Consider the following 18,068-nt stretch of genomic DNA (forward strand, 5'->3'; position numbering starts at 1 on the left):
GATGTGAGAGAGGGCCGGAAACGGCACCATTCAATTCGGGTAATCTTAACCCATCATTAGTATACACGGTCTCTCCGACTTCCATAAAAATGCGGCAGCAACTTCGCTACTCCGCTCGTGCGTGACAAAAAAACACTACACGTGACCAGTCCCACGGGATCTCAGGGGAATGTGTTAACTTTATGTCAAGAATTGGAAACAACTGCAGCAATCCCGCAACTTCATGAAAACAATAATTTTTATTAAGTTCGGAATTAAAATTTATTTCAAGAACTTTCCGAAATTCACTGTCATTTCTTTACATTGCTCAAAATTTAGCCGCGAAAAAACACCGAAATATTGTGATTCTGTAAGTTATCCCATGTCCTGCGATTCAATCTGTGGTATTCATTACTTAAAACGTCACCGCGTCCGAAAGAGAATACAGTGAAATCGCTGCGTCACCCCTTTTCGATCAACTCCCAGTCGGTTGAAGCTTCTAGCCTTTCATCCTTTCATGACCTGTCGATCGGGGCCGATAAGCAGGCCCTGCCCGTCTCCGCCCGCCCGTCACCACGCCGGAGCACCGGCCCGACACGCGGAGCCATACGGGTGAGCATCCTTTCGATGGGAAATATGCACAGATACGGCGAAATGTTTCACGATCTGCTGCAAATCAGACGTCGGGTTTTCATCGAAAAACGCGGTTGGGAACTACCGAGTGTCGACGGTTACGAATTCGATCAATACGACAATCCCTTCAGCAGATGGTTGGTTCTGCACCGCTACGGAGAGATTTTGGCCGGTGTCAGACTGACCCCGACCACTGCTCAATGCGGAATTTACACCTACATGATTCGCGATGCCCAGCGCGGATTGCTTGAAGACATCCCTTCCGACCTGCTGATCTGCGAAGCACCGGTCAGCCCCAAAGTCTGGGAAGCCTCCAGAATTTTTGTCACAGATGACGTGCCCGCGCGCGATCGTCTGATAGTGCGAAAGCAGCTGCTGCAAGCCATTACGGACGCCGCCTACAAAGAAGGTGCGAAATTCGTAATCGGCATTGTACCGCATCTGTGGAAACGCTGGAGCAGCCGGCTCGATCTCGACTCCGGCGCCTTTGGTCCCAAACGGGAAATCGCCGGAGAAGTGTGCCAGGTCGCATTGCTCAAGACGAAACTGGACATTTCCAAAGGCAACTGAGCATCCGTTACTCCTGTTAGTCTCCTTACAGCGCCGGTCTGAAGACCGAACAAAGGGGCATGCCGCTAAGGCTACCCCCCCCTGATACTATGCTTTTGAACAGGCGGCATGTCCCGACGTGACCGACTCCTATCCCTTTTCGCACCCCCCGCCTGCAGGAATATCGTTAGGATGATCTCAAGAGGAACATCAGAGCAGCTTCTTAAGACAGTCAATGCACCGGAGACAGGACCGGGAATTCCAGAAACGGACAAAGGGAGGATAGGAAAACGCCACACACCTGACACTTACGAATATTCACACCGTACAAGGAAACGGCGCTTCCGGCATTACCGGACAGCGTCGTTTCTTTTTGTGCGTTATTCGCAGCGGAGGTGTCTGCCGCTCTTGGAAAGAGACAGCACATTGATCCCTTAAGTATATATTGCGTCAAGCGCGGTTCTGGTGCGGGTCCACTCTTCCAGCGCTTTGGCCTGCAAAGCGGCTGCGGCTTTACCGTCTTCTTCCTTACACGCTGTCTCCAGTTCGGTCAGGGTCTGGCGCAAGAGCGCCGCCCCGAAGATCGCACAAGAACCGCTAAACTTGTGGGTCGCAGACTGTAACGTTTCGCGGTCCTGCTCTAGAGTGGTGCCAGAAACGGTCTCCATCAGCCCATCACCTTCTGTCAGAAAGGCATGAACCTTTTCGATCATGGTGTCGGGTCCGAAAAGCTCTCTCAATTTCATAAGCTGCTCGGCGCTGAGCAGCGGAATGATACCATTGGCATCTTTCGTTGCGGGTGGTTCAACCGGGGGCACGCTTGCCTGACTGTCCTGAGAGATTTTGTTCAGGATCTCGCGCAGCTTCTCAACGCGGATCGGTTTAAGCAGACACCCCTCCATACCCGCTTTCTCAAACTCGGCAATCTCGGCTGGCATGGCATGGGCGGTCACGGCATAGATCGGCGTATTGCGCGACAAACCTTGAGAGCTTTTGATCGTCGTCGTCGCCTTGATCCCGTTCATGTTGGGCATACTGATGTCCATCAGGATAACATCAAAGACGTTCTTGCTGGCCACGTGGACACCCTCAAAGCCGTCTGTGGCAAAGGACACCACATGCCCGTCCCGTTCCAGCATCGCGCCTAACAGTTCGCGGTTGATCGGGTTGTCTTCCACCACAAGGATTTTCAAGCCGCTCTCTGTCGATGGCTGCGCGCCTTTCGCAGCCTCCTCCTTCGTGGGCAGGGCCCCTTCCTGAACAGGCAGGGTAACCGTGAACCCGAAAACACTGCCCTCGCCCAGAATACTGTCAAAGTGCAGCTCACCACCCATCGACTCTACCAGACGCCGCACAATCCCAAGCCCGAGCCCTGTTCCTTTGGTCGTACGCTCGTAAGGGGATTCCGCAGTCACGAAATCATCAAACACCGTTTTCAGATCTTCCTCGGAAATGCCCACGCCGGTATCGGTGACAGAGAAATCCAGTTCGAGCATTTTGTCCTGCATCCACCGCGAGTTGATGCCCAAAGTCACCTGACCGCTTGCAGTGAATTTAATCGCGTTACTGAGGAGATTGGTCAGAACCTGTTCGATCTGGCGTTGCTCGCCAAGCACACAGGCGTCCTCGCACTCAAACTCCAGCACCAAGCTGGTGTTCTGCTCGTCCGCAAGCGGGCGCATTACATCCAACAGGTCCTCTGCCACGTCCCGTACAGAGAAAACCTGTTTCGCGGATTTGGTTTCGCCGGAGTCGAGCCGCTCGATCGTCAGAACATCGTTGATATGATTGAGCAGCACGTTGCTGGAATGATCTGCGAGATTTACAAAACGCTCCTGGCGTTCGGTCAGTGGATCATCCCGCAGCAGGTGAAGCGAGGAAATGATGCCATTGAGCGGAGTGCGCATCTCGTGGCTCATAACCGCAAGGAAACGGGATTTTTCCTGATAGGCTTCAAGCGCCTGATCCCGCGCTTTACGCAAATCTTCCTTGATCTGTTTTTCTTCGGTGATGTCACGGATGTAGGACACAAAGATCCGCCCGTCTTCGCTATGCGCTTCAGAGATAGAGACTTCTACAGGGAACTCATGACCGTCCGCGTGAACCGCCACCAGTTCCAGACGCCCCTGATCTACGATACCCGAACTATCCGCACTCGTATAATTGGCCATTCCCGCCTCATGGGCGCTTCGATACCGTTCCGGCAGGATCGTATCAGAGAGGGATTGCCCGATCACGTCCTCTCGGGCCAGTCCGAACACTTTTTCGGCGGAGCCGTTGAAATCCGTAATCTTGCCCGCGCCGTCCACCACAACAATCGCATCCAGTGATGCACGAAGGGTGGTTTCATGAAACTTCCCGGCCTTCCGGATTTCGGCGGATTGCACGTTCAAGCGCCGCCGCTGCAACCAAACAAACAGAAATGCTAGGATAAGGCTTATCACAACGAAGGTTGAAACCAGCGCGATCGTTTGCAGGATCTGAACAATCTCTTTGCGTTTGGTATCGGAATGCTCGGCTTTAAGCTCGACCCCCCCAACGGACAATTCGCGCGGGGCATAGGCTAACTTATCCATTTCTGCTGCGATAAGGGGCATATTCGCCAACAGTATATTATCCGGGCCATCCACCAAAACGACCATTTCGCGATTAAAATCCAGCAGCATTTGGTGCAGGTGGTGCAAATCGGGGTCATGATGAATGTTCACCGCATCTTTGCTTGTGCTGACAAGATCGATGCGACTGTAATGGATATCAAACCACTTACGAAAATCCGGAAGTGCAGACTCACCCTTCAGCAGCACCCCGTCAGTTGCAATACGCAGCTTCAGAAACGCGACTTCGATCTGGGACAGGTTCCATTGTGCGTTGTCCTCTGGAACCTCGCGCATTTCCCTGATTTTTGAAGAGAGTTGCGCACTCAGCAGGACCACAAGGCCGATCCCCCCGATGAGGATAATCGTCCATACAAGACGGAAAACGAACCGGGACCTGTTTTTTACGTCCGACGCGTTCTTCCCGCCGGCCCTGCTGAAGTAGTTCATTGGATCACTTACTGCACTGTGATGCGGTCAAGTTGCCAGATGCTCCGGCTGTAGACAGTTTCAGAACGGTATTTTTCGTCGGAGTCGTAAGGATAGACAATCCAGAGCGGGCCTTTATCACGGCGCGACATCTGTTTCCCGTTCAATTCGTAAGCTACCAGAGCACCTTCGAAAGTGTCGTCGTTCAGCGGGATCGACACTGAATAATCATTCGCGGCAATCGCGCTGATTTCGCCGCCGTCACTACCAATGGAGTCCAGCAGAGTGCTCAGCAATACGCCTTTGAACACCTGCCCGCCTTCGGTCCAGATGGTATCCGTCTGATATTCCGTGGCTTCGAAAGCGTGGATCATATCCAGATCGAAAGCAGCCGCATCACTGGTATTGGTTTTCTCAATCTCACCTTTGATTGTAAGAACAACTTCTCCGCTTGGCGCGGCTAAAGCTTCTTCTGCTGCAGCGGTGGATGCGAAAGATATTTGCGCGCACATCAGCGCGGCGATTGCAGATGTTAAAATGCTTGGTTTTTTCATGAGTTTGCTCCTGTTCGCATATAGGTGATGTCTCAGGCTCAGGTTTAAACCAAGGCTTTTGAGGTTACATGTGCAATATAGAATAGGACGACTATACCAAAGGATAGTTCTTGGGTAGCATTGGTATCGAACGGCTTTTAGATTGTTGATTTTGAGATTCTCAAAAGGTTAAAGGCGAAATACCAAGCGTCTTTCTGACCCTACAGCAGAGCGATATAGTATCGGATAGAGACGATAGAAAAGTTGGCATAGCGGAGTTATACTCCAAAAGGTCAGCGCAAAGTGGAATGAAGCAAATGAAAATTTTGATTGCAGACGATCATGACCTGGTTCGCGACACTATCGCAGCTTATATCCAATCTGATCCTGAAAATACGGTAGCACCGGCGGCAAATCTACAGGAAGCCCTAGAAATCATTGAAAAAGACGGTCCTTTCGATCTGGTACTGCTGGATTTTGAAATGCCCGGGATGAGCGGTCTTTCCGGACTGGCCAAGGCACTAGACGCCAATGAACAAAAGCCGGTTGGTATCATCTCTGGCACCGCCCCTGTATCTGTTGCCGAAGCTGCACTCGAAGCGGGTGCAGCCGGCTTTTTGCCAAAAACAATGGCTGCGAAATCCCTTTTAAACGCCGTTCGGTTCATGGCGGCCGGTGAAACCTTCGCCCCCGTCAGCTTTATGGCACAGCGGAACGAAGCCGCCCACGAGTTCGACACACTCCTGTCACCGCGGGAAAAGGAAGTTCTGAAAGGTCTGTCCGATGGCAAGGCCAACAAAGAAATCGCGCGCGATCTGGACCTGCGCGAAGTGACGGTAAAGCTTCATGTCAAAACGCTTAGCAAAAAGCTGAACGCGCGCAACCGCACCCATGCTGCCATGATTGCAAAAGAAGCCGGTTATATCTGAGCGACCGGAAATGCTCTGCTATTCGAAAGGCCGTTAAACGCAAACTGCGTCTGACGGCTTTTTCGTTCAAATTGGGCGGATTTTTTCGGGTAATATGCTTTTGCAAACTCAAACTATACTTTCGAGACCAACTATCTCCGCCTTTCGCGCTGTATAAAGGAAGTACGCCAGCCACGTGGGGGGCTTATGCCCCGAATTCCAAGCCCCCCACCAAGCGGCTGGCGTGTTTACGGGGATAGAAAAAGTGGCGGCGCCGTTTACATGGCTCGCACCCCTGAAGGCGCGACACCCTCCTGCGCTGCTCACACAGGCACCGCTGCTTTTTCTGCCCGCAATCTCTTTGCCAGCCCTATACAACGCATCGAAACAAAGTCTGCTCCCGGCGGTATCGATTACCGTATCGGGCACAAAAAAACGCGCTTCGACCAAGCCGAGCGCGTTTACCAGCTGCTAGGAAAAGCAGCTTAAAAAAAGCTTGTTTTCGTCAACCGGTTCAATTCGTTTTCTGTGCTTATGGCGAGATGGGAAATCAACCGGGACTTCTGCGGGATATTGTCCAGGCGGTCGTTGCGCAACTCGTCTTCCAGTTCCCGCATCGCCTCGGTCAATGCTGCGGCACCAAATACGGCGCAAGGTCCACAAGCCAGATGGACACGGTTGGCCCAGAACCCCGCATTTGCCGTTCCGTCCAGGTTGCTAAGCTGGTCGAGATCCTCTTTCAGGCTCCGGAACCCCTTTCGGATAGAGCGCCGCAGCCGGCGGTTACCCAGAATATCAATGGCTTCGTCCAATACCGATTTATCAACCAGTCCGTTCATGTTTTCCTCGCCGTGTTCTCGATGCCCGACGGATTACTTGCGCGCGGGCGATCAGACTATTGTTTCCACAGCTAGTAAAAAGGCGGCGTCAGTTCAAAAGTTCAAAAGGGTAGAAACCTGGTGCGAAAGGATAAGACGCACTGAACCGGCGGACGAACCCAACAGAACGACGATGTGGCGCGAAACGGGTCACGAATTGAGGCGATTCTGTGACGGGTTGCCGATTCGGAAACAATAGCGGCCAGGATTGTTTCCGGATACGTGACGTTATCGCCTTATTTTTACCTAAAGTTGAAGATTTGTAGACTAAAGGATAGCGCACGCCTCAAAACGAACACATTTGGCCTCAATTTTGTACAGGTCGCACTATGCGGCGTAGGGCCAGTTTAACCCTCTGCTCAGTAACGTTTCTCAAACGCTCCTGCTAATTTTTTAAGGGAAATACACACTCCTTTAGAGAAATGCGGGGCATCCAGATGACTATCAATATGTATGATTTCGAGACAGCAGAACTACCAAAGACCAAATCTGCTCCAGAAACGGACACAATCGTTAAGGTTGAGTCCTACAAAAATGCAACAGATTATAAAGTTACCGAAAAACACTTTGGCGACATCTATACCACTTACACAACTCTCTCAAATTTCGAAAAATCCCATGACAATGCAGGGTATGAAGGCAACTTCATCCGCTGGCCCGATGGAGGCCGTGCAGAGACCGATGATTACCGCCTGACAAACCCGGACCTGTTCCTCGTAGACGGCTCTGACGAGGGCAAGGGACTGACCGACATGCTGGCCTATGCCAACAGCCTTGGCCAACCATTCTCGATGATCCTTCCGACCCGTCGTTACGCTGACGACCTGAAGGCCTGCGAGGCGGATCTCAAGAAATTCCTTATCAAACTATTTGCAGGAGAGTTTGGCGAACTGCCCGCAGACATGACCCTTGAAATCGGCAACGAAACCTTCGCCATGGGATGGGAGGGCAAGACATACTCTTCAAAGGGCAGCTATGGTCAGGTTGCCAATACGATGCTTGAAACCATTGACGAGATCGCGTCGAGCAGCCGCTACAATCCCGACGGGATCGAAGTTTCCGTAGCAATTCAATCCGGAACGAATAGCCCGCGCACAATTATCGGAGAAATCGAGCCGAAGAACCTCGACCGGATCGACCAGATCGTGTCCCACCATCTGGAAAGCAACGTTGATGCGTTCGGCTTTACTGAAATCGAGAATGCGCACGAGATCTGGAGCGCTGTCTTGGGTCGGGATGTGGATCAGAACCTGTCAGCGTGGAATGTGGGCAAACCGGTACATACCTACGATCCCAAAAACCCTTTCGATGTTTCTGATATCAACATTGCGGAACTGCAAGCCAACAGCATTGGCGCCCGTCAGGCCGGCGAAACAATCGAGGCTTTCACGTCCTTTATTGCATTGGGCGCAGACGCCCTGTCGCTCTGGGGCACTGTAAAACACGAGAACAGCTACTTCTGGCATGGCGAGCACGGCTCCCTGGAGGCGACCAGCCACGGCGGGGAAGCACTGAGCCTGCTGTCCGACAGCCTGGTCGGAAAGAAACTTCTGGGTGGTTCCTTCAAAGACGGATCCTGGTCGGAAAATCATGATGCAAAAGACTATCAATCCTACACCTACGCTGACAAAACCGAACAGGTGGTCTTTCTGACAGCAGGCGACATCAAGAAGTCCGGTCAGACCGTCACTGTTTCTCTGCAGGAAGAAACATCGGCAGAATACGTCTGGGCCGATGTGATCCGCACCGAAATCCCCGAAAAGTTTCTGGAGTTCAAAGGAACAGTATACGAGCGGTTGTTCGAAGTTCCTGTTGTGTCGCGGATCGAACTGGCCGTAAGCGACGGAGAAATCAGCTACACCTTCGAGCAGGATTTCGAAGTAGCCCGGATCATCATCCCTACAGACGGTAAAGGCACCTCCGAACCGACCCCGACAGAGCCGGAAGAAGAAACCGGCAGCGGCACCGTAGCACCGGCTGCAAAGGCAACACGGACCAACTGCGACGACGCCGGTTTCTTTGGCAACCCTGCCATCGCAGCCGCCGCAGGTGCCCTGTCAGACACATTTACCTTTGTTGAACCGGCCAAGGCAGAACCCACAATCGCAGTTGAGGCCCCGTCGCGGATTGTTCCCGGCGACGATCCTTTCTCCTCTGCTTTCGGAAGCTTCGGGGCAGCGTCCGGCGCAGATATAGCCGAAGTTCCAGCCATCGTCGCCTGCCCTCCTGCCGACGAATTCGCCTTCTGCTAAACAGAAGGAGGCGCGACAGCGTGGAAAAGGAACACGGGAAAGGCCGGTCTCTGGACAAAAGAGCAGCAAAGAATGATACACGCAAGATAAGGAACAAGTGCAGCAGGACGACGAGTGCAAACCGGTTCAGCGTTTAGGTCACCACCCCGCCTGTTGACGGCGCCCCAACCGATCGACCGTTTGGGCATCGTTACCCTGCTCTCGTCATTATACTTCTTGCAGGTTTGGGGGCTGATCGAACCGACCTCGGGTCTGCCGCCGTTCTTCCATTACATCATGATGGGGATAAGCCTTGCCGGAATCCTCATACCCCGCCTCTGGCAGGTTCTCGGAATCAATTCGGCCGCATTCGTCGCCTATTACCTGCTCCATTCTCCACTGGCATCGAACAACCAGACGACGGCTTTCTTTTTCGCTCTGGTGGTCGGCGCCGTTTACCTGACAACCGTTTTTCGCACGCCACGACACGGCGACATGCGGGAAAGCGTATTTTCCTCCATAGCCGGTCCTGCCCGCTGGATTTTGGCCGGGCTCTATTTTTACGGCATCTACCACAAGATCAACTCGGATTTTCTGGACCCTGTCGTCAGTTGCGCCGTGGTCCTGTATCGCACTCTCGCCGGTCATGTGTATCTGGAAGATTTCGCACTTGGCCACTATGGCGCGATCTACCTGACCTTCATCGTCGAAGCGATTGCGATGGTCGCCCTTTTCATTCCCCGCCTGAAACGGTTTGGCATGATGGTCGGTTTGCCCTTCCACATCGTCATAGGATTTACAGGTTACGCCTACTACAAGGATTTTTCGACGATAGTGCTCGTGCTTTATGCGCTTTTCCTGCCCAAACAGGCTGTGGACTACGGCGTCGGGAAAATCATGCAATTTGCTGGCGGCGAGACACGCATGTTATGGATCGGCCGTATGGTCCTGATCCTTTTCGGTGCCAGCTATCTGATCACCTCCGGCATGTTGTGGGATCTGTCCAAAGCGGTACCCACCCACAGCGGTTTTGTGTGGTACTTCGCAGTCTACAGCTTCGTCTTTTATGCGTTTGTCATGCTCTCCATGCATAAACCGCAGAACACGCGGAGCGACTACAAACTGAACTGGCTTTACATCTTCCCTGCCCTGTTCTTCCTCAATGGTATGAGCCCCTATCTCGGCCTGAAAACCGAAGGCTCCATGGCGATGTTCAGCAATCTCCATACTGAAGGGGGACAGACGAACCACCTGATCCACGGGCGGCTTCCGAACACTTTTACCTATCAGGAAGACCCGCTCACCCTTCTGCGTCTGTCAGGGCCGCAGTTTAATGCTGAATACGAACCGGCGGGTAAAACAATCGTCCGGTATGAACTGGACAGGTTGCTCTCCCGCAACCCCGGAATGGTCGCCACGCTTGCTTCTAACAGCGGACCGTTTGAAACAGGCACCGACTGGGTGAACACATACGACGCGACAAACCGTTTTTTACAGAAATTCCTGATCTTCAAGCCGGTCGATTTTGCCCGCCCGAAAACCTGCACCCACTAACCGTCAGATCGGGGTCCGTCCCATCAGGCGCAAAGTTATCGCACGTCCTGTTTTAAGCACCGGATACAGCAGCCGGGACAGAGCGGGCGAACGGAACACCGCAGCATTAAGTCGGTTAAAGAGACCTGACGGTGTGCTCATCAGCGCAAGGCGGTGGATGCATTCATCACCAAAATAGATACGGTCCCCGTCGATAAGCGCCATTCCGTCATTCAGGTTCACGCCAGTCGCGCGCACCTGCTCTACTGCCGGATCATCCGAACGGGCATCGATCAGATCGACATCACCGACTGTATCCTTCAACCGGATGAACCGCACATACCGCGCACAGAACGGGCAATCCCCGTCATAAACTATTTTGAGCGTCTGTGTCATGGTTCAGGCTTTTCATTCCGCGAAATTGCAGGCGTGGCTTGTATGTAACGTGCTTGAGAAGTGATTTTAAGGCCCGCCCCATCGGTTGTTCGATATACCGTACCGAAAACTCTAACCAGATCAAAACGCCGATAACAGTTCCCGCAAGAACAACCAGCCCCTCCGTCGCGGAGAAGGAAGTGGAAAGGTTCTGAAAGGCCACAATGACGAACCAATGCCACATATACATCGAAAAGCTGAGGCGACCTAAAACCTGGAACGCTTTCATCTGAAGAACCTGTGCAATCAGCCCCCTGTCGGTTGAGACGGCGCAGACCAGCAGAATTCCAGCCGCGAGGAACCCGAACGGAGACATGCCTGTCAGAACCGTACCGGTAAACACAACAAGGGCAAGCGCCTCCAGAATTCGCGCGTTGGCGAGGGTTTGAGAATCTCCGACCAGCTTCCACATCCCCACGCCGATAACAAACCCCGCGATCGCCCTGACTGGGGCCATTCCGGTAATGACGTGGATCGTCCCGAAAGCCGAGTGCAACAGGACATAGCCTGCAACCCCGCCCAATATCAGCGCAATTGCCCGCAGCCGTGTTGCAGGGACACCGGCCCAAACCAGCACGGGAAACAGCAGGTAGGCCGCAAATTCGGCGCTGATCGACCATGTCGGGGCGACAAAGGGGCGTGTTGCGAGATCTCCCCATGTAAACGTCATGGACAGCTGGCTCGCCAGACGGGAAAGCGTGCCCGAGTCCAGCCCGTCACCGCCCAGGACGTGGAAAATGATAAACCAGCTTAAAACCACAGTGACATGCAGCGGATAAAGCCGCGCAACACGTGCCACCATAAATCCGGCTACATCGCTCCACTTCCGGTGCGACAGCTTGGCGAAATAGACATGTGCCATGACCCAGCCACTCAGCACAAAGAACAGATCAACAAACATCCAGCCCTGCCCGAAGAAAACCGGCGCTTTGGAGGTCAGCGCATCAAAAGCGCGAACATGGTGGAAATGGTAGACAAATATCCCCAATGCAGCAAAGCCGCGCAGGCCTTCAAAGGAGGCAAGAAAGGGTACCCGCAGATCGCGCATGAAGTCTCATCTGTCGTTTCACGCCTCTATACCCCGTGAAACAGGCGTAAATGTGACGCCAAAACCCGCCCAAGCGCACTGAAGGCTGCATCGGAAAGAGAAACCAGAAAAAAGGGGTGGGTGGCGGACAGACAGTCCGCATAACAAATAATTCAAATACTTGATTCTGCTTACTTAAATATAAACACAAAAAAATTATACCACATAAAATACCACAAGATAGAAAATTGTGCGCCTCTTTCTAGAAGTTCGCACGGTCCCCCCAAGCCTCTTCATCCTCGCTTTCGGATACAATCTGCTTTTTCATTGCAACCTCGATCAGACGTAAAAGTGATTTCTGTCGCGCCGAGATAAACGACTCGTAATTATCAGCGCGTATCAGTGCTGCGTCTATCAAATGTGTTGCTAGATAGGCATCCAATGCATCTGGTAAAACCTTGGGCTCTTTCTCTGAGCCATTTTCCAGAGCTCTCAAATATTTGGAAGGTGCCTGTCCCCCGATAATGCGATTTGTTCTTGCTGACAATGGGGTCTTATTTACGATTGAATCGTACACTTTCTTGTCTTTTCCATTATCCATACACCACTTTTGAGGAAAAATATGATGAATATCCACGGCCTCATCAAAGAAAGTCGTGTGCTCAAATTTTTGGCCAGATCGCAAGTCCTTTGCACCACTCTGCATCAGCAACGCATTCACACCTTTATATGCGGCTGATAGCCTCATTCGCATTGTTAACAATCGGTCTTTATGGAAGTTGGCATCTAAGACCGTTTTGGGCTTTGCTCCACCGTCAAACCACAAGGGGACTTCTAGAAAGTCAGTTCCAATTCGTGTATCCACCGCCGAACCGTACAACTCTCCAAAAACGCCGCACCAATACCACTCTGTCAATTGGTCCCGTATAGCTACGCTCTCCCAACGATTACCTATATCGGCAAGTATTGCAGCAAGGGGTATGATCTGGGTTTGATATGGAAGATCACGAACATAGAAAATGTTTAACATATGGAGAAATTTCGCGGCTCTCTGGAAACCCAACAATGCAATTTCTCGGTATTTTAGATAGGCCGCCAGTGGCAAGTTTAGCAATGCTGCCCTTTTGCCAGTAACTTGAGGAAGTTCTTTTCCTTGCTTGCCTTCCTTAATTGCTGCACGCCTCAGATCGCGCGTGTGAAAGAGTGAAATTACCTGAAGAAAATCAGTGTTGTCTACTTTAGAAAGCACCCCCCATTTCTCTTCGCCAATAGAGTTAAGAGATGAAATACGCGCCGCGTATCCAGCGTTCACCTTACCGTCGCCGTACCAATCGTCACGAAGTTTATGCCCTTCTGCGGCAAACATTGCAGTAACCAACTCGAACGCGTCGAGCGCTTTACCGCCAGTGTTTACCTTCTCGAAAACTGTGCAAACGGCCTCTTTACTAGTGGACTTTCCAAGCGAGATCACTGGAACATCATAACCTTTGAAAATGTTAACGAATTGCTTTTCGAACGGAACAATTACATCGTTCCATAACTCTGCAAATGTGCCGTTCGAATTAAGATAGGTAATCAAATCCGTTTGCCATGTGCTCCAGTTGAACAACTCACAGAGCGGGAAAACTAGGTTTGAAAACTCGTCTTCCCTTTTCTGCAAATTCAACCCTTCAGGCCAATTCTCACTGACCTTCAACTTTTTTTCCTCGGGTACCGAAAAAATTGCCTCAGACTGGTCAATATCTGGATCAATTGCTTTACGGATATCCACATAGAACCACCGTTTGATTTTTTTATGTTTGACGGTAGTCGTTTCTACCACTTCACCACGCATTGCGACCTGATAGATTGAGGTAATGCGTTGCTGGCCATCCAACAACAATTCTTCCGGTTGAAAATCTGTTCGCTCATTGACCCCTTGAATTGGACGGGGGTGGAAGTTCACTTCACCACCTGTTTTTAGTGTCATGATTGCGCCAATTGGGAAGGCTCTGGATATTGATGCAAGCAAATCAATAATGCGATCTTCGTCCCATACCCATGACCTCTGAAAATCAGGCAGTTGTAGCTTACCGTTTCTGGCTTCTTTAAGCAGGTCTTCCAACGAACGAGGGTTAGTTGTAAAAGTTGTTAGTTCCATAATTCGACTTTCAAAAAAAAATTAATCAATATCCAATTTCGGCAAACCATTCACGATCTTCATCGTTTCTAGGCTTACTGTGATCACCCGTTGAAACAGTTCCAGCGGATAGGCGGGGTTGCCTACTGTTTCTATGGCATAGCGGTTGGCGTCGTTTACGATGCCGCTGGCTTTGTCAGTTTTCACGCATTGGCGTTCCATCACCCATTCGAGCGCGGGTTTGCCGTTGACGACGTAGTCGTAGGCGGCGAGTGGAATGCCTGTCATGGTGATACGTGCGTTGTATTGGACGGTGGTTTTGTCCTTAACCTTACCTTTGCCGCCGAACTTCATCTTTTCGACGCGGTAGAAGGTTTCGGGGTTGGGGATGTCGGCCAAGCGCAGGTCGCCCTCTTTGATCACCACCGGGTAAGGCTCAACGGCCCCGTAGTTCACATGCAGATCGCCCAGCGCCCTGCCTGCTTTGGAGAAGGCCCAGAAATCGGCAGCGGTTTTGACTGCGGGAATGCGGGGGAGTTCTTTGGACAGGTTGTTCTTGAACCGCTCGCGATAGTCGGGGGAATGCAGCAGGCCATAGATGTAATAGAACAGGTCTTCCTTGCTGATCTGCTCGCCCGCATAGGCGTCTTGAAAGTGCTTTAGCCCCGCATCGCTTATCCCGTCGCGTTCGGTATAGCCAGTTTCGCCGGTGGCAAAGAGGCCATCATCGGCACTGGCAGGTTCGTAGAGTTTGAGGGGAAAGCATTGGCTATTGTTGTATGTACCATCCACATGGCGCAACTGCATATCCAAGACAGGCCCTCGCCCATCGTCCACCAGATCGCTTGCGCTATATTCCTCAACGACTTCGGAAAACTCTTCCGTGACCATCTTGGAAACGGCAATGTTCTTACAGAATGCCAATGCGCGTTTCATCGGCTGCGGGTTGACCGATTTCTCGCCTATCAGTTCGTGCTTGGTCAGCGCCTTGTAACACCCGATGATCTTGGTCGCGTCGTCCAGTTTCATTTCACTGGATTCTGTCAAGCGGGTTTGAACACCGGAACTGATAAGACCTTCATCCACCGCCAAAACGATGACTTTGTAGTCCGACAGAAGGTTATTTTCGACAGCCCAAGAAAAACCGCGATGAAACAGAACTTTGCCGAATTTCGTTTCGTCATCCATAGATGCCAGCTCAACGTCATGTTGCTTGGCTTTTGACTTGGCGTTCTCACCATAGATTTTAGGCGTAGCGGTCATATACAGCCGCTTCTTGCCCTTCACATGCTCGTTCGAGTGAATACGGACGAAATTGCTTTCATCCTCGCCCTCAATCGTTGCGCCTGTGGTCCGGTGCGCCTCATCACAAATAATCCAATCAAACTCTGGCAGCCCGTGGGACTTCTGGGCATCCGATATAGTTTGAATGGATTGATAGGTGGAGAATACTACTGTCATTTTGTCACGGTCAGCAGTTGCAATCTGACCAGCAATTTTGCCTGCATCCGTGGTTGCTGGAAACGCCAAGTCGTGAACTGTGAATTGGATTGCGTCACCGTCGCCTTGGCGTTTACCAACCTTCACATCGGAACACACAGAGAAGGCCAAGAACTCTTCATCACAATCGTTTTTCCATTCGCGAACCGTTTGCGACATCAGTGCCAATGAGGGCACCATATAAAGAACCATAGCTCCTTTGCCGCCCAGTTCCTCAGCAATCTTGAGGCCAGTGAAGGTTTTGCCTGTACCACAGGCCATTATCAGCTTACCCCGATCAGCCTCCGCTAACCCAGACCGGACAGCCTCAAGCGCTTCTCTTTGGTGATCGCGTAATTTTTTAGGTTCTTCTAGTCTGACGGTTTGGTCGCGAAAATAAGACGCCCAATCAATCCGACTCTTTTCAAGATCTGTTAACGCAATGCGATGCCAATCCCGGTCAAGATTATCGAGCATTGCTTTTAGGTTCGGACTGAAATCTTTGAGGGTAGTATCTACAATGACCAGACTGACAAAATCCGCCGTGGACGCGGCTGAAACAAACGAGTCAATGTGCTTCTTGCTGATACTGGAATCGCTGGCGTAAAACTTGCACTGGATTGCGCAAAATCCTAAACCATCTGCATGTCGTCCAACTAGGTCAATCCCAGTATCATTTGAGGGTTTTCCAAATTCCTTAGCCCAATCTTTGAAATGCCAGATTTTGTCGAGCGTTTGCGTGTGCAAATTATCGTTTTCTAGAAAAACCTTCACAAGCCTTTCAAAATACTCGCCCTTCTCAAATTCAGAAACGGAGTTTAAACGGATATTTTCAAGCGCTTGTGAAAGGGAATTTTGCATTGGAGCCTCAATATATTTGAGCAAACTCTACTCAACCCAATCGCCCAGCGCAAACGCCTTTCAATCGTGTAGAGAAAGTCTTTTTATCGGCTCACTGTCCTTCCTTTCTAAATAGACCAGCGGCTACAAACAAACCCCTTTAAGCTGTTTTCAAGTTCTTAATCAGTTCTTCTTTGCGATGCTTATCAATAGGCAGGTATGATCCCATCGTCACCGCCATGTTTTCATGCCCGATGTTCATTCCCCATGCCTTGAACTCCTCTACTGTTTTGCACCGATCATTCGCCATTTTGACTAACGTGGTGCGAAAGGCATGTGGCGTATACTCCGGCAACTGCACCATCGCAAAGGCATTGCGGATGATCTTGTTCAGCGGCGTTGTTGTTGAGAACGGATCACGGGATAATCCCGTTTTGATAAAACCGCCTGTTTCTGCTAGCCCCATTTGAGCCTTAGGAAACACCGCATCCGTCGGATCAAAGAACTTCACAGCACGCAGAAATTCAATCCATGCCGTAAAGCACTCAAGATAGGCCGGATTCACCGGGAAGAATGTCGTGTCGATAGCTTTCGCGGCTTTGGTATTCACCTCGCGGGGATCTTGGAACACTTTGCCATGAAAGAGATCAACATGTTTGAGCCGAAGGGAAGCCACAGCCCCCACGCGCGCGCCTGTGAGCATAAAGAAGGCAAACAACGCTTTGTCGCGCCTGTCGTACTCCGTGGCGCTGGGCATGGCTTGGAAGGCGTGAAATGCGGCTTCTGGCGTTGGCGCTTTCTTCTCATTCGCGGTATGCGCTATTCGTGCCGATTTACGATTGTTATTGAAATAACGGGTATCACTATAGGTCAGAACCTTTTTGTATCCCGTTTGCCCAGCGAGCCAATGAAAGAATTTCCGTACTAGGGCTAAGGTTGCGTCAATTGTCGAATGGCTCAATTGCTGCCCACGTTGGTTTTTTGCCTGGGAAAGAGTAATCTTGAATTTGGCGGCTTGCTCAACATGAAACCGCTTGAATGGCTTGAATCCAGTAGATTGCTCAAACTTCAAAATTGCGGCAAGAACCTTGTCCGTGGACTTAACATCCAGCCCTTCGGCTTGCTCCAGATAGAACACATATTTACGTTTCATCCGTTCATTTTCTTCAACAACTTTTCTCATTGCAGTTTCCTTTCTTATTTGTGGATCAGGTGACCGGATTTAGGGCTGTTAGGCGGGGTTGGAGAAAGTGCGGTTTCCAACTGGAATTGAGGGGTTCGCATAGGCTCAAGATGCGCCCTTGATCGCAATTTCGTATATGGCGCTTAATTTGCCCAAGCCGGCTTTACTGGTGAACCGATGTAACGGCCCCTCACAGTGCCCGCATATCCCCATTAAATTCCCCCGAACTTCTGTTATGGGGATGTAGTCCACCATCGCCCCTAGCGGCTTTCTGTGCGCCTTACACTTGAAGCAAAACATCTCGTCTAAAGCGCCCTTAGAAGAACGTTTGATCTGTTTGCTTTCGATATAGGCAATGAGTGCAGCGCCCAAAATGAAATGAGGTTTACTGGCTGTCATTACGTCCAGCCCCTTCGAGCGCCACGCCCGTACCGTGTGGCCAGTGATGCCGAGTAAATCGCCAGCTTCGTCATAGGTGTACAGACGATCCTTTTTGACAAGTCGCGACGAAATACGCTTGGCCATTAGAGCACCTCCCCTTTGGAAGGCTCAACGCGCCGGGCCTCTGCCCAATCATTGAGATCAGATCCGCGATAAATGATTTTCCGGCCTAACTTATAGAAAGCTGGCCCTATTCCCTTATGACGCCATTGTGAGCTGCTCCCCATTTGTCGGACAGGATCTGGCGTAAATTAAGCTACTCTCTGCTCCTGCTGAT

Annotated in this window: 14 protein-coding genes; 5 read left to right on the forward strand and 9 right to left on the reverse strand. The window is 51.2% G+C overall.

Annotated elements, in window-relative coordinates; translation table 11 throughout:
• The first annotated feature begins 426 nt into the window (after window positions 1-426).
• A complete protein-coding gene (locus tag C0U40_RS17640) occupies window positions 427-1,182 on the forward strand; it encodes an acyl-homoserine-lactone synthase (protein WP_286135082.1) in 756 nt (251 codons plus the stop codon).
• A gap of 413 nt (window positions 1,183-1,595) precedes the next feature.
• On the opposite strand, the gene C0U40_RS17645 is transcribed toward C0U40_RS17640, so the two are convergent.
• A complete protein-coding gene (locus C0U40_RS17645) occupies window positions 1,596-4,052 on the reverse strand; it encodes a PAS domain-containing hybrid sensor histidine kinase/response regulator (RefSeq protein WP_219619815.1) in 2,457 nt (818 codons plus the stop codon).
• 161 nt (window positions 4,053-4,213) lie between these two features.
• The gene (locus C0U40_RS17650) at window positions 4,214-4,738 is read right to left on the reverse strand and encodes a molybdopterin-dependent oxidoreductase (protein WP_286135083.1); all 525 of its coding nucleotides are present in this window, start codon (window positions 4,736-4,738) and stop codon (window positions 4,214-4,216) included.
• Window positions 4,739-5,034: 296 nt separating this feature from the next.
• On the opposite strand from C0U40_RS17650, the gene C0U40_RS17655 reads away from it, so the two are divergent.
• Together C0U40_RS17655 and C0U40_RS17660 are read left to right on the forward strand one after the other, a co-directional pair.
• Entirely contained in the window at window positions 5,035-5,646 is a 612-nt protein-coding gene (locus tag C0U40_RS17655; RefSeq protein ID WP_101657150.1) for a response regulator transcription factor, read from the forward strand.
• A 261-nt stretch (window positions 5,647-5,907) separates the two neighbouring features.
• A complete protein-coding gene (locus C0U40_RS17660) occupies window positions 5,908-6,114 on the forward strand; it encodes a hypothetical protein (protein WP_101657119.1) in 207 nt (68 codons plus the stop codon).
• On the opposite strand, the gene C0U40_RS17665 is transcribed toward C0U40_RS17660, so the two are convergent.
• Window positions 6,111-6,464 (reverse strand): hypothetical protein, encoded by a 354-nt coding sequence (locus tag C0U40_RS17665; RefSeq protein ID WP_101657120.1) that lies wholly within the window; start codon window positions 6,462-6,464, stop codon window positions 6,111-6,113. The two genes, C0U40_RS17660 and C0U40_RS17665, sit on opposite strands and share 4 nt — an antisense overlap.
• Before the next feature lie 476 nt (window positions 6,465-6,940).
• Between C0U40_RS17665 and C0U40_RS17670 the strand changes: the two genes are divergently transcribed.
• Complete coding sequence (locus C0U40_RS17670; RefSeq protein WP_145991956.1) at window positions 6,941-8,755, forward strand: hypothetical protein; 1,815 nt, start codon at window positions 6,941-6,943, stop codon at window positions 8,753-8,755.
• A 114-nt stretch (window positions 8,756-8,869) separates the two neighbouring features.
• Window positions 8,870-10,288, forward strand: a complete 1,419-nt coding sequence (locus tag C0U40_RS17675; RefSeq protein ID WP_101657122.1) for a hypothetical protein — start codon at window positions 8,870-8,872, stop codon at window positions 10,286-10,288.
• A gap of 3 nt (window positions 10,289-10,291) precedes the next feature.
• Here the strand turns inward: C0U40_RS17675 and C0U40_RS17680 are convergent, their stop codons facing one another.
• From C0U40_RS17680 to C0U40_RS17705, 6 genes are all read right to left on the reverse strand, one after another.
• Window positions 10,292-10,663 carry a thiol-disulfide oxidoreductase DCC family protein gene (locus C0U40_RS17680; RefSeq protein WP_101657123.1) on the reverse strand — a complete coding sequence of 124 codons (372 nt, stop codon included), beginning with the start codon at window positions 10,661-10,663 and terminating at the stop codon, window positions 10,292-10,294.
• A complete protein-coding gene (locus tag C0U40_RS17685) occupies window positions 10,635-11,750 on the reverse strand; it encodes an acyltransferase family protein (RefSeq protein WP_101657124.1) in 1,116 nt (371 codons plus the stop codon). Before C0U40_RS17685 ends, C0U40_RS17680 begins: the two co-directional genes overlap by 29 nt.
• Before the next feature lie 241 nt (window positions 11,751-11,991).
• Window positions 11,992-13,869: a DUF262 domain-containing protein gene (locus tag C0U40_RS17690; RefSeq protein WP_101657125.1), complete on the reverse strand. Its 1,878-nt coding sequence runs from the start codon at window positions 13,867-13,869 to the stop codon at window positions 11,992-11,994.
• Between the two features lie 21 nt (window positions 13,870-13,890).
• On the reverse strand, window positions 13,891-16,188 hold the full coding sequence (locus C0U40_RS17695) for a type ISP restriction/modification enzyme (protein WP_101657126.1): 2,298 nt from the start codon (window positions 16,186-16,188) through the stop codon (window positions 13,891-13,893).
• Window positions 16,189-16,327: 139 nt separating this feature from the next.
• Window positions 16,328-17,350, reverse strand: coding sequence for a tyrosine-type recombinase/integrase (locus C0U40_RS17700; RefSeq protein ID WP_101657127.1), 1,023 nt, complete (start codon window positions 17,348-17,350; stop codon window positions 16,328-16,330).
• Between the two features lie 105 nt (window positions 17,351-17,455).
• A complete protein-coding gene (locus tag C0U40_RS17705) occupies window positions 17,456-17,875 on the reverse strand; it encodes a DNA-binding protein (RefSeq protein WP_101657128.1) in 420 nt (139 codons plus the stop codon).
• Window positions 17,876-18,068: the final 193 nt, after the last annotated feature.

This window comes from Neptunicoccus cionae, assembly GCF_002860325.1.
Taxonomy (GTDB): domain Bacteria; phylum Pseudomonadota; class Alphaproteobacteria; order Rhodobacterales; family Rhodobacteraceae; genus Amylibacter; species Amylibacter lutimaris.

Bases quoted from the DNA above. Each gene is read 5' to 3' on its own strand.
- C0U40_RS17690 (WP_101657125.1), bottom strand. From the start codon at position 13,869: ATGGAACTAACAACTTTTACAACTAACCCTCGTTCGTTGGAAGACCTG.
- C0U40_RS17705 (WP_101657128.1), bottom strand. From the start codon at position 17,875: ATGGCCAAGCGTATTTCGTCGCGACTTGTCAAAAAGGATCGTCTGTAC.
- C0U40_RS17695 (WP_101657126.1), bottom strand. From the start codon at position 16,188: ATGCAAAATTCCCTTTCACAAGCGCTTGAAAATATCCGTTTAAACTCC.
- C0U40_RS17650 (WP_286135083.1), bottom strand. From the start codon at position 4,738: ATGAAAAAACCAAGCATTTTAACATCTGCAATCGCCGCGCTGATGTGC.
- C0U40_RS17660 (WP_101657119.1), top strand. From the start codon at position 5,908: ATGGCTCGCACCCCTGAAGGCGCGACACCCTCCTGCGCTGCTCACACA.
- C0U40_RS17665 (WP_101657120.1), bottom strand. From the start codon at position 6,464: ATGAACGGACTGGTTGATAAATCGGTATTGGACGAAGCCATTGATATT.
- C0U40_RS17700 (WP_101657127.1), bottom strand. From the start codon at position 17,350: ATGAGAAAAGTTGTTGAAGAAAATGAACGGATGAAACGTAAATATGTG.
- C0U40_RS17645 (WP_219619815.1), bottom strand. From the start codon at position 4,052: ATGCGCGAGGTTCCAGAGGACAACGCACAATGGAACCTGTCCCAGATC.
- C0U40_RS17680 (WP_101657123.1), bottom strand. From the start codon at position 10,663: ATGACACAGACGCTCAAAATAGTTTATGACGGGGATTGCCCGTTCTGT.
- C0U40_RS17670 (WP_145991956.1), top strand. From the start codon at position 6,941: ATGACTATCAATATGTATGATTTCGAGACAGCAGAACTACCAAAGACC.
- C0U40_RS17655 (WP_101657150.1), top strand. From the start codon at position 5,035: ATGAAAATTTTGATTGCAGACGATCATGACCTGGTTCGCGACACTATC.
- C0U40_RS17685 (WP_101657124.1), bottom strand. From the start codon at position 11,750: ATGCGCGATCTGCGGGTACCCTTTCTTGCCTCCTTTGAAGGCCTGCGC.